This window comes from Ekhidna sp. (assembly GCF_964218185.1).
GTDB lineage: Bacteria > Bacteroidota > Bacteroidia > Cytophagales > Cyclobacteriaceae > Ekhidna.
The window spans coordinates 80,198-92,600 of the sequence record NZ_CAXPLV010000001.1 but is presented as its reverse complement, the minus strand read 5'-3'; the positions used below and the strand labels follow the sequence as shown (position 1 = coordinate 92,600).

Here is a 12,403-nt window from a genome sequence, read left to right as displayed (position 1 = left end):
GCTATTTCTTTTCAAGAATCAATTTAGCAACTTCTGGTTTTATGAGTTGATGGTGCTTGAGGGGAAACGTGTCAATCCTGAAGTCACCCATCTTTCTGATGATTGGCAAAATCTTTACCGGTTTGATGATATGATCCTTCTCACCAAGGATGATTCTTTTTTTGAATGAATGTTTATTAAAGGCATTGATTAGCTGCCTTTTCGAATATCCTAGGGTCTTGAAGTGGTTCCACGAAATGTATACCCGCTTTCGGTTGTCTGCTTCTCCAAGTTCTTTGCGTACAAAATCACCCATGTAAGGACTTGCAATTTTGTATTTGTCATTAAGCTCAATCAACCTCTCCAACTTCTCCGGATTTAGCATAAAGTATTTGAATAGCCACCTAATCCAAGGGCTGGTTGCAAGCTTAAACCAGATACTTAAATAGATGCCGTCCGGAGCTATTAGAATCACCTCATCAACTTGTTTTGGGAGGATCATTGCTGAAGCAATAGCAAATCTTCCACCTAAACTGTAGCCGAGCACAGAGAAATTATCTACTCCTTCTTTTTGTAAAAACTCTAATAGATAGGACGCCCACTGTTTCTTAGTCAATGTGGATTTTGATCTATGACTCTTACCATGATAGAAGATATCAAAAGCATAGATTGTGTAAACTGAACCATAATTTTTCGTCCATTCTTTAAAAATTTTACTATCCTGACCAAATCCATGAAAGGCAATCAAAATTTGGCTTCCCTCACCATATTTAGAATAATATAACTGTCCATCGGGTAATTCTATTTTCGTCATTCCGATGTGAAAAATAGGTCGGAATACTATCCATCAAAAATTTTTCACTGAAAACAGAACTATTTCTACCCATATGCGTTGTTTTGCACGGCGGAAACTTTCAACATCCTTAAAGTTTCCTGAGTTTTAATGAAACGTGAGAATTTGGAAGCGAAAGAAAAGATACTGAGTAGTGCCGAGGAGTTGTTTATCCAGTATGGGATACGGAGTGTGACGATGGATGATGTGGCCCGAGCTGCATCCATGTCAAAGAAGACCCTGTATCAATACTTTGACAATAAGGACGGGCTGGTTACTGAGGTTGCATTAAATCATTTTAAAAAGGAGGCGGCAGAGTTTGAAGAGATTAGTAAGCAGGCAAAAGATGCCGTGCATGAAGTTTTGTTGGTGTCCCAGTGCTTACGCCAGCATGTGTTTCGTATGAACCCTTCGTTGCTTTTTGATATGCAAAAATATCATGGGCGAGCGTGGGACGAATACCTTGAGTTTAAGCACGAGATTATTCGTGGAAACATTGAGCGAAACATAGAACGTGGTAAGAAGGAGGGATACTTCAGACAAGAAGTAGACGCGCGGGTGATGGCTATCCTTCGGGTTGAAGTTGTGCAATTGATGTTTAATACCAAAGCTTTCCCCAGGGACACATTTGACATGCAAACGATTGGCTTACAAATTCTGGATCATTTCATTCATGGACTGTTCACGGATGCCGGAAGAAAAAAATACGAAGAATACTTAATTCAAGAACCAATAAATCACACACACTAACTCTATCTATGAGATTAATATTACTACTATTGATGATTATTGGCACTTCCATGGGAGTGCGCGCACAGGAAAGAGTGAGTCTTTCACTGGATGATTGTATCAGCTATGCATTGGGGAATAATGAACAGCTGAAAATTAAGCAACTTGATAAGGAGATTGCTGATGCGGAAGTAAGGAAAACGATTTCACTTGGTTTGCCCCAGGCAAATGTAAATGGAGGTTTGAATTACAATTATGAGCCTCAAAAAAGCCTCATTGATATTAGCACCTTTGATCCAAGTGTTCCAGCCGGAACAGAGCAAGAAGTTTCTTTTGTTCAAAACTATGATGGAAATGTTGGCTTATCTGTTGATCAGTTACTCTTTGATGGATCTTATTTCGTAGGACTTCAGGCGGCAAGAACTTATAGAGAGCTTTCTACAAAGGAACACATCAAGTCACAAATTGATATAGTAGAGGCTGTTAGCAAAGCGTATTACAATGCATTGATTGCAGAGGAGCAGCTCGAACTTTTAGAAAAGAACATTGGCCGATTGGATACGCTGCTAAATGAGACACGAGAGATGTACGAGGCTGGGTTTGCTGAAAAAGTGGATGTGGACAGGATCAGAGTGAACTATAATAATTTAAGAGTAGAATTAAGTAGAACCAGCCAATTGAAAGACATCAGCCGAAAGCTCCTGAAGTTTCAAATGGGAATGGATCTAAACCAGCCAATAGAACTTGCAGAGCAACTGGAGGAGGTGAAAATCGAAAATCCTGTGACACCAGCAAATGAGTTTGACTATGGTCAGCGGATAGAGTTTTCTCAGCTTCAAACAAATCAGAGTCTGGCGCTATTGGACATGAAGAACAACAAAGTTCAGTATTTACCAAAGTTATATGCGCACTTCGGATATGGCTGGAATACTGCTGCTGCTAGAGGTAGCCAATTTTTCGAATCAAGAAGGTGGCTGGATAACGGAGTGATTGGCGTAACCGCATCTGTGCCCATTTTTGATGGATTTCTGAAAAGCAATAAAATCCAGCAAAACAGACTTCAGGTAAAGCAAATTGAAAATCAAATGTCTTTCTTGAAAAAGAACATTGATTTGGAAATTGAGCAATCACAGATCAGCCTGACCAGCCAAGTTGAAATGCTGGAAGTACAAAAGCAAAACATGGAATTGGCTCAGGAAGTGTATGACATTTCTAAAGTAAAATATCAAGAGGGAGTAGGCTCAAATCTGGAGGTGATAAACGCTGATGCTTCCCTGAAGGAGGCACAGACAAACTACCTCAATGCGCTCTATCAGGCCATTACCTCTCAAATCGAACTAAAAAAAGCACTAGGAACACTTTATAAAAATTAGGATCATGCAAAAGATCAAATTCATAATCACTCTAACAATTCTTTCTGCCATCGCAGTGGCCTGTGGCAGTGCATCTGGTGAGCAAGGCCTTGCCGCTAAAAAGAAAAAACTAAAAGAACTTCAAGATCAATCGATTGAGCTAAAAACACAGATATCTCAGCTTGAAGAGGAGATAAAAGCTGAAGATCCTGATTTCAGTGAAAAGAAATCAGCCATTCTTGTTTCAGTAAATGAGCTTACGAAAAAGCCATTCAAACATGCTGTGGAAATCAGAGGTGCTGTAGCCTCTAAAAAGAACGTGATGCTTTCAGCAGAGGCTATGGGTAAAATTGAGACAATTCATGTTCGTGAGGGGCAGAATGTTTCACGAGGACAAGTGCTTGTATCATTAGATGCCGACGTGGTTAGAAACAACATCAAGCAGGTGAAAACTCAGCTTGATCTAGCTAATCAGGTTTTTGAAAGACAGGAGCGCCTTTGGAAGAAGAATATCGGTACCGAAGTGCAATACCTGGAGGCTAAAGCAAATAAGGAGTCCTTGGAAAGTCAGCTTGCAATGCTTAACGCTCAGCTTGGTATGATGATCGTAAAGGCGCCTTTTGATGGAGTGGTTGACAATATCCCAGCCAGAATTGGTGAGGTAGCTCAGCCAGGATGGCCATTAGTTCGCTTAGTCAACCCCAATGATGTTTACATCTCTGCCGATGTTTCAGAATCGTATCTTGGCAAGTTCTCAAGAAATCAGGAAGTTGAAATTTACTTCCCTTCTCAGAACAAGCGAGTTACCTCCAAGATTAAATCTGTAGGTCAAACGATTAAGTCTGAGAATAGAACATTCGAATTGGAGATCGAGCTGCCAAAGCTCAATTTCCCCGCACAGCCTAATCAGGTGGTGGTGTTGAAGCTGGTAGACTATAGCAACGCACAGGCCTTGGTAGTTCCAACTGAAGTGATTCAGGGAGATAATGGTGGAAACTATGTATATGTGGTAAGTCAAAAGGATGGTGAACAGGTTGCTAGTAAAAAACATATAAAGCTTGGCGTTTCCCACGATTTGAAAACAGAAATTGTTGGTGGACTCAATGAAGGTGACAAGGTGGTAGTAAAAGGTCACAGAGATCTTTCTGACGGAGTGGAAATTTCAATTGTTAAGTAATTTCTTAATTCAATAGAATTATGTCAGAAGAATTAAAAGATATAAAAACAGAAAAGGAGTTTGGTTTAACCACCCTTTCGCTCAAAAACCGAACAACGGTTTATGTTCTTACTTTCATTGTAATTTTTGCCGGGTTAACTGCCTATATCAGTTTGCCCAAAGAGAGTTTTCCTGAAATAAGACAGCCTGTTGTTTATGTTGGAACACCGTATCCCGGTAACTCACCGGTTGATATGGAGAACCTGATCACCAGGCCTATTGAAAATGAGCTCAATGCCATTTCTGAAGCTGATGTGATCAAGTCAACATCAGTTCAGGATTATTCGACTATCATCGTCGAGTTTACTCCGGAAACGGACATAGAAGATGCCTTGACTAAGGTGAAGGATGCCGTGGATAGGGCTAAGCCTGAGTTGCCAACCGATCTTGAGCAAGATCCGAACGTTTTCGAGATGAACTTCTCTGAGTTCCCAATCCTCAACATTAACTTGTCCGGGGACTACAGCATGACTGAACTGAATGAGTATGCTGAGTACCTTGAAGATGAAATTGAAAAGATATCAGAGATATCAAAGGTTGAGATCCGGGGGATTGATGATAGAGAGGTGAAGATTAGTGTGGATCCATATCAAATGGAGGCCAGAGAAATCAATTTTGGAGATATAGAACAGGCGGTAAGAAGTGAAAATATCACTCTATCCGGTGGTACATATAAAGAGGGAGATATCCGCAGAACCATACGTGTAGTTGGTGAGTTTGAAAAACCGGAAGATATCCTTGACGTGGTTGTAAAAGCGGAGAACGGAAATATTGTCTACCTGAGAGATATAGCTGAGGTGTCGTTTGATTATGTAGAGAAGAAGAGCTACGCCAGACTTTACCAGCAGCCTGTGGTGATGGTAGACGTGATTAAGCGAAGTGGTGAAAACCTTTTGATAGCCACGGAAAAGATCAATGCAATCCTTGAGCAGGCAAAAGAGGAGGTTTTTCCCAAAGACTTGATTGTGACCAAAACGAACGACCAATCTCAGCAGACAAGGGATATGGTTGATAGTTTGGAGAACAATATTATTTCAGGAGTGATCCTGGTAGTGATGGTATTGCTATTCTTTTTGGGCCCAAGAAATGCACTCTTTGTGGGAGTCGCTATTCCACTATCCATGTTCATCTCGTTTATGATTCTGGGTATGCTGGGTATCACCATCAATATGATGGTACTCTTCTCACTGATCATGGCACTTGGTATGTTGGTGGATAATGGAATTGTGGTCGTTGAAAATGTCTATCGATTAAGGGAAGAAGGCATGTCGGCATTCATGGCAACTAAGAATGGAGTAGGAGAGGTGGCCCTGCCAATTATTGCTTCAACGGCTACAACCCTGGCAGCATTTCTACCTCTTGCATTCTGGCCGGGGATCATGGGTGAGTTTATGAAGTATCTCCCAATCACGTTGATGATTACTCTTGGATCATCCTTGTTTGTGGCGTTAGTGATCAACCCTGTGTTGATTAAATCATTCATGAAGGTTGATACCGGAGAAGTTAGAAAGAAAAGAGTGTTGATTTTCGCTCTGGTAGCTATTGGGCTAGGTTTGTTGCTAGCTCTGGCAAAAATTACGGTACTAAGTAACCTGATAATTATTGCTGGGGTAATTACTCTTCTCAATCTATATGTGCTTACGCCACTTTCCAATCGATTCAGAAACTTCTTACCTCGACTGGAAGGAGGGTATAGAAGGATACTGGGTTATGCCTTGCGAGGCTGGAGACCTTATGTATTTTTCTGGGGAACGGCAGTTTTGATGGTTGTGTCAATTGGGATTTTTGGGGCAGTACTCATGTCTCCATCAAAACCAAACCTTGAGTATTTTCCGAAAACAGATCCTTTGTATGTAAATGTTTTCATTGAGTATCCCGTAGGTACCGATATCGAAACTACCAACACCTTCACTCAGCAAATTGAAAGTAAGGTGATTGAGCTGGTGAAACCATACGAAGATATCGTGGAGTCTGTCATTGCAAATGTGGGCTCTGGTACATCAGATCCTAATGATCCATCGGCATTTGGAGAGCAGGATACACCCAATAAGGCACGGATTACGGTAAACTTTAAAGAGTATAAAAACAGGAATGGTGTAGACACCAAGAAGATTCTAAGTGAAATTCGGGGAGCAGTAGGTGATTATCCTGGTGTTGCGGTCACTGTAGATCAAAACGCTGACGGACCTCCTGTTGGAAAACCTATTAGTATTGAGGTTTCTGGAAAAGAGTTTGCCACGCTCATCCGTATTACGGAGGATATGAAAAAACTGATCAATGAATCTGGAATTCAGGGAATTGAAAAGTTGAAGACAGACCTTCAGACAGGTAAACCAGAGTTGGTTGTCAATATTGATCGAGAAAAGGCTAGAAGATTTGGTCTTTCAACTTCATCTATTGCAAGTGAGGTAAGAACGGCACTTTTTGGAAAGGAGATTTCGAAATACAAGGAGGGTGAGGACGACTATGAAATCCAGCTGAGACTGAAAGACGAATATCGCTATGATGTAGACGCTTTGATGAACAAAAGCATCGTCTTCAGAGATCAGACATCTGGTAAGATGAAGAGTGTGCCGATTTCTTCGGTGGCGAATGCGGAGCTTTCCTCAACCTATGGTTCGATCAAAAGAAATGATTTGAGAAGACAGGTAATCATCAGCTCCAATGTGGAGTCTGGTTACAACCCAACTCAGATTAACAATGAGATCAAGACATTGCTGGCTGATTTCGATATGCCTCCCGGTTATGAATTTAAGTTTGGTGGCGAGCAGGAGAAACAAGCAGAGGAATTTGCATTTTTGAGTACAGCTCTAATGATTGCTGTGTTTACCATTTTCCTGATCATTGTTTCACAGTTCAATAAAGTGACTACACCATTCATCATTATGATGTCAGTAGTGTTTAGTACCATCGGGGTATTCCTTGGGCTTGTTATTTTCAAGATGAACTTTGTGGTGATTATGACCATGATAGGTATCATTTCACTGGCGGGTATCGTGGTAAACAATGCAATAGTTTTAATTGACTTTATCGAATTGAGTAGAAATAGATTGAGGGCAGAGACTGGTGAAGACAAGCTTTCAATGGATAAAATCAAAGAAGCGATTATAAATGCAGGTGTAACGCGTCTGAGACCGGTAATCCTCACTGCGATTACCACCATCTTAGGATTGATTCCTTTAGCTGTTGGAATCAACATAGACTTTATCAAGTTTATGAGCACGTATGATGCTGATTTCTTCCTTGGTGGAGACAATGTAGCTTTCTGGGGACCTATGTCCTGGACAATCATTTTTGGGTTAACCTTTGCTACCTTCCTTACGTTAGTTATCGTACCAGTTATGTATTTATTCTTTGCAAGAATTAATCGTCGGTTAGGTTTAAGTTAATAGTAATTCCCCTCGGTTTCCCGGGGGGATTTTTTGTTTTATGAGTCGAATATATTTTGTTGTTTTTCTGGTCTCCATTTACCTGGTTCTGGATGTATATGTTTTCATGGTTGTGCGGTCACTTTCTGAGGGCCTTACACCCATTTGGAGAAGATTGATTCTAACAGGCTACTGGGTTGTAAGCATCCTGTCATTGGTGGGTGTATTATTGTATCGTCAGATCGACCCCAAAGTATTTGCAGACCTCCGACTCTACATAACTACCTTCTTTTTCATTCTATTTATAGGCAAGCTTTTCGCAACTGTCTTCCTTCTCTTGGAAGACATCAGAAGAGGGGTGACGTGGCTGGTAAACCTCTTTCCATTTGTTGAAGATAAATTCTCCACATCCCGCTCTGATTTTATGCAGAAATCTGCAGTTATTGCAGGGGCGGTTCCGGTTGCTGCCATGAGTTTCGGCGTAATATCAGGTGCTCACGACTATCGGGTGAGGAAACGAGTGGTATATTCACCAAACTTGCCTAAAGCCTTTGATGGAATTCGTGTAGCACAAATCTCAGATATTCATACCGGTAGCTTTTTCAATAAAACGGCGGTAGAGGGAGGTGTTGACCTTCTCAACTCACAAAAACCAGATATAGCTTTTTTTACTGGTGATCTTGTAAATAACAGAAGCGACGAGGCGAAGGAATACTTAGATATATTCAAGCGTGTCAATGCACCGCTGGGTGTATTCTCTGTGATGGGCAATCACGATTATGGCGATTATGCCAGCTGGTCATCTGAGGCAGCAAAGAAAAAAGACATCAAGAACCTTCATGAGATGCACGCATACATGGGGTATGATTTGCTGCTCAATGAAAACCGATCCATTAAAGTTGATGGAGAAGAAATTGCTATACTAGGTTGTGAAAACTGGGGTGCAGGCAGGTTTTCCAAATATGGTGATATGGAGAAGACCATAGCTGGAGCTGAAGAAATGCCTTACAAACTGTTGCTCTCACACGATCCCAGCCACTGGGATGCACAGATCAGGCAAGATTACAAAGACATTGACTTAATGCTGGCCGGACATACGCACGGAATGCAGTTTGGAGTAGAAATTGGAGATTTTAGATGGAGCCCTGTTCAATACAGATATAAGCAATGGGCTGATTTATATCAGGAAGGGAATCAGTCGCTGTACGTGAATCGAGGTTATGGGTTCATTGGCTATCCTGGTCGAATTGGCATACTCCCAGAGATTACAATATTGGAATTAAAACGATCCTTAGGATAGGGGAGATTAGCACTCGGGTGTTATAATCATATCTTCATGTCATAGGATGATAGGTGATTTTACAGGTGATTAGGTGAAAAAGGGGCGCTAGCCCCTTTTTCTTTGAAAACAGAACCGACCCAGTGTGGGTTTTCTTCTTATCTTTTCGTTAAAATCACGATTCAATGACAAAAAAGCTGAATCAGGTCAGACAGTTCATCGAAGTTGACCTCTGGCGCATCAAGCTCAAATCCCTTCCAAAGCGGAAACGTTTTTTGTTCGGATTCATCCGTGTTTGGGTAATTGCCATTAAAGAGTTTGTAAATGACAAATGTGCTGAAAAAGCATCCGCACTCACTTATTTTTCAATGCTCTCATTGGTGCCTGTCATTGCAATGATTGTCGCTATTGCCAAAGCTTTTGGAATAAGAGAGCTAATGGAGAAGGAACTGGCGAAGTATTTTAGTGGACAGGAAGCAGTGTTGGAAAATGTACTTCCTTACGCTGAAAAAATGCTTAGCGGGGCTAGCGGGGGGATTGTCACAGGTATCTCGATCGTTTTCCTGATCTTCACTGTGATTCGTCTTTTGATCAATATAGAGGCCGCATTCAACGATATGTGGGAGATCAAGAAAAGTAGAAGGTGGGAGAGGAAGGTGTCTGATTATGTAGCAGTTATTCTGCTCGGTCCGGTTTTATTGATTGTAGCTAGTAGCGCTACTCTGTTCGTTAAAGACACTATTCAGGAAGTAATTAGTCAAATGGAATTTCTGGGCCAGCTGAGGTCCGGTATTATCTTCCTTTTGAAGCTGCTGCCATATACCATCCTCTGGTTTCTGCTATTTGGGATATACCTCATCTTCCCAAATACAAGGGTAAAATTTTGGCCAGCCCTCTTTGCAGGTATTGTGGCCGGCACACTCTATCAGCTCAACCAGCAAGCATTTATTTCATTGCAGTTTGCTTTCGCTCGTTATGACGCCATCTATGGTAGTATCGCATTTCTTCCCTTATTCTTGATCTGGCTTCAGATCAGCTGGCTTATCGTCCTATTTGGTGCAGAAATTTGCTATGGAGTTCAGTATGTAGATCAGTGGGAAATGAACTCAGAGAAACTTAAAATTAGTTTGAGTCACAGGCGGAAACTGACTTTGCTTTTACTCTATCGGGTGGTAAAGAAATTTGAAAAAGCAGAGGGAGCTTTGCTACTCAATGACTTAGCTAGTTCTGTGAACATTCCACGAAAATATGTGGTAGACATTTGCTACGATCTTGAAAAGTCTGGACTGATCACTCGTACAGACTCTGACGATATCGCCTATCAGCCTAGCTTTGATATTCATAAAATGGACTTGTATACAGTTCTTTCCAAGTATGAATCTCAGGGCATGGGGGATTTTGATCCACGAAAGACCAGAGCTTTTGAAAGTATAGAAAAGGCGTTGAAACGAATTGAAGAGAAATGGAATAAGACAGAATCGAATATCCTGATAAAGGACTTATGATTCTCGTTGCTTGAATGACCAGGTAAACTCAAACTCAGAAACTACGGTTCCATCTTTCATTTTTCCCACAGTCTTGAAAGTAGCCTGTGCTGCTTCTCCAGTAGCAATGCATTTCTCCACAGCTTCAAATGCTTTAGCTCCATCTTCGCAGGTAAAGAAAACCCGGTCGGTAGCCTTTTTAGGAAAGTTGGCTTTTAAGTCTACAATGATGAAAGCTACAGATGGCTGATGTCCGGTAATCGCAAGAAGGCAAGGAGTAGCAGTAGAAAGCTCTGCTGCCATGCTTTGCACAGCGAAATAAATCGACTTGAAAGGATTTTTATTCAGATTTTTGAACGGAACAGAAGTAGTGCATTTCTCGCCATCTAGCTCTCGAACCCTTAAGCCCGCTATCCATCCCATCGGCAGACTTTTCATTAGAAATAGTGGAAACTTTAACCCACTAGTAACTTGCTGAGCGAGTTTTGTTTGCTTAGGATTTAACTCCATCCGCTTTCTTCTTTTTGCTCCTTTTGTAGAATCTTGCGCTTTTCCTGATTTAGGAAATACTTTTCAAGGGCTCCTTCGGAGAATTTTACTGCAAAGAAAAGAATAGCCAGAATGCCAAGTCCTAAATAGGGAACCTCAATATTTTCTTCAATGATAGGCTCAATGAAAATTTGCTCTAGGATAAATAGGACTACAGCAACAGTAAGCATGATGGTGGAGGCTTTTTTACCCACGCGTGCAACAGCCAGTTGCTCTATGGTTTTACCCAGCTCAATGTTTTTCTCTTTGATTTCGTCGTTTTGCTCTCTAATCTGAAGGTTAGCATTATCAAGCTTTTTCTGTAGACGGTCGGATACACGTGTAATCACCTTGGCCTGCGCCACAAGCTCCTCATATTCGTCAGAGAAGGAGTCCAGATCTTCCTTGTAGATTGCATGTGTTTCAATCTTTGATCTGAACCTTCTGAGACTTTCTATCTCATCATAATAAAGCTCGTGATTTTTCTCCATCAATCAATCGCTAATCTTCCTCTATTTCAAAGAAGTTAAAATTCAGATCTAATAGATCACTATAATCTTCGCCAGCCTCCATCATATCGTCATCTCCTTCTTCGTAGTACCAATTTATCGTGATCTTTTTTCCACTGTCTTCAATTTTACTCAATCGCTTGAAAACATCAAAGAGGCATTTTGAAGAACTTGTGTTGAAGTATTCAAAAGCGATATTGGCTGTAAACTCTGGACCACCGGAAATACAGAATTCATCTAAATTATCAAGAACGCGCTGATAAAACTGAATGGAGTTCTCAGGGCTGGATCTTCCTTTCATTTCCAATAATCCTTCCTCTGGATCAAAATTGATCAGAGGGGTTGTTCTTGTCGGTTCGATGAATACTTTTTCCATAAATTTCTCTACGGTTTCTAATTTTCTTTTTTGGTTCTATCCCTCTATTCTTGGCAATCTTATTTGAAAAGTGAAATAGCTAACCTTATCAGTCACTGGCTGAAACTTATACCTAAGTTTCTGTCCTCCTGTTTTTCTAGCTATGTCAATAAATCCTAAGCCACCCGTTCCTTTATCTGAAAATTCCTGCTCTGCCAAGACCTTCTTGTACAAAGCTCTCAATTCATCTGCATCTACCGAATTGATATCGTCAAGTCTTTTCTGTATTTCTTTTGTCTTCTCAGCAGGAATGTAGTTACCTGTTTGCAGGCTGTAAAATCTTTTTCTAGCAGCGATCATGATCAGTGCCGAATTCGAATCATAACTACTGACCTTCATATCATCAGCATTCACTTCATCCAGGTGATAATAAAGATTTTGAATACATTCGGTTGCTACATTGTAGAACTTCTTTTTCACCTTTCTGTTTTCTTCCAGTTCTTCCAGTCTCTCTTCCAGTGTCCCTATCATGGCAGTAACCAAATCAAAGGTCAATTCTCCCTTGAACATGAGAATAATGTTCTGATCATAAATGTTTTTGTAGCTCCTCAGATAATCCATAAATAGGGGTAATTTTCTTTGGGCTGGAAAAGTAAGAACATATGACTAACTAAACCAAATCTTTAACCATCTAAAACTTCTAGGTGATTATCAATCGATTAAGCCACCAACACTCCAACCCTCAAATTTTTCAGCATGCAAAGCTATGCTC

At 40.8% G+C, this 12,403-nt stretch carries 11 protein-coding genes; 6 read left to right on the top strand and 5 right to left on the bottom strand.

Going from position 1 to position 12,403, the window contains the following annotated elements; all coding sequences use genetic code 11:
- Nucleotide 1: 1 nt before the first annotated feature.
- The gene (locus tag ACEQZT_RS00435) at nt 2-793 is read right to left on the bottom strand and encodes an alpha/beta hydrolase (RefSeq protein ID WP_370086195.1); all 792 of its coding nucleotides are present in this window, start codon (nt 791-793) and stop codon (nt 2-4) included.
- A 129-nt stretch (nt 794-922) separates the two neighbouring features.
- Here ACEQZT_RS00435 and ACEQZT_RS00430 point away from each other — a divergent pair, with 129 nt between their 5' ends.
- From ACEQZT_RS00430 to ACEQZT_RS00405, 6 genes are all read left to right on the top strand, one after another.
- A complete protein-coding gene (locus ACEQZT_RS00430; RefSeq protein WP_370086194.1) occupies nt 923-1,561 on the top strand; it encodes a TetR/AcrR family transcriptional regulator in 639 nt (212 codons plus the stop codon).
- 8 nt (nt 1,562-1,569) lie between these two features.
- Nucleotides 1,570-2,913, top strand: coding sequence for a TolC family protein (locus ACEQZT_RS00425; protein ID WP_370086193.1), 1,344 nt, complete (start codon nt 1,570-1,572; stop codon nt 2,911-2,913).
- Between the two features lie 4 nt (nt 2,914-2,917).
- Nucleotides 2,918-4,069 carry an efflux RND transporter periplasmic adaptor subunit gene (locus tag ACEQZT_RS00420; RefSeq protein WP_370086192.1) on the top strand — a complete coding sequence of 384 codons (1,152 nt, stop codon included), beginning with the start codon at nt 2,918-2,920 and terminating at the stop codon, nt 4,067-4,069.
- Between the two features lie 20 nt (nt 4,070-4,089).
- Nucleotides 4,090-7,497 (top strand): efflux RND transporter permease subunit, encoded by a 3,408-nt coding sequence (locus ACEQZT_RS00415; RefSeq protein WP_370086191.1) that lies wholly within the window; start codon nt 4,090-4,092, stop codon nt 7,495-7,497.
- Between the two features lie 40 nt (nt 7,498-7,537).
- Nucleotides 7,538-8,776 carry a metallophosphoesterase gene (locus ACEQZT_RS00410; protein ID WP_370086190.1) on the top strand — a complete coding sequence of 413 codons (1,239 nt, stop codon included), beginning with the start codon at nt 7,538-7,540 and terminating at the stop codon, nt 8,774-8,776.
- A 164-nt stretch (nt 8,777-8,940) separates the two neighbouring features.
- Nucleotides 8,941-10,260: a YihY/virulence factor BrkB family protein gene (locus tag ACEQZT_RS00405; RefSeq protein ID WP_370086189.1), complete on the top strand. Its 1,320-nt coding sequence runs from the start codon at nt 8,941-8,943 to the stop codon at nt 10,258-10,260.
- Here the strand turns inward: ACEQZT_RS00405 and ACEQZT_RS00400 are convergent.
- Genes ACEQZT_RS00400 through ACEQZT_RS00385 form a run of 4 tightly spaced genes read right to left on the bottom strand, consistent with a single transcriptional unit; the run spans nt 10,255 to nt 12,252 of the window.
- Nucleotides 10,255-10,749: a thioesterase gene (locus ACEQZT_RS00400; RefSeq protein WP_370086188.1), complete on the bottom strand. Its 495-nt coding sequence runs from the start codon at nt 10,747-10,749 to the stop codon at nt 10,255-10,257. The genes ACEQZT_RS00405 and ACEQZT_RS00400 overlap by 6 nt on opposite strands.
- Entirely contained in the window at nt 10,740-11,258 is a 519-nt protein-coding gene (locus ACEQZT_RS00395; RefSeq protein WP_370086187.1) for a hypothetical protein, read from the bottom strand. The genes ACEQZT_RS00400 and ACEQZT_RS00395 overlap by 10 nt, the downstream gene beginning before the upstream one ends.
- 10 nt (nt 11,259-11,268) lie before the next feature.
- On the bottom strand, nt 11,269-11,652 hold the full coding sequence (locus ACEQZT_RS00390) for a DUF1987 domain-containing protein (RefSeq protein WP_370086186.1): 384 nt from the start codon (nt 11,650-11,652) through the stop codon (nt 11,269-11,271).
- 36 nt (nt 11,653-11,688) lie between these two features.
- On the bottom strand, nt 11,689-12,252 hold the full coding sequence (locus tag ACEQZT_RS00385; RefSeq protein ID WP_370086185.1) for a SiaB family protein kinase: 564 nt from the start codon (nt 12,250-12,252) through the stop codon (nt 11,689-11,691).
- Nucleotides 12,253-12,403: the final 151 nt, after the last annotated feature.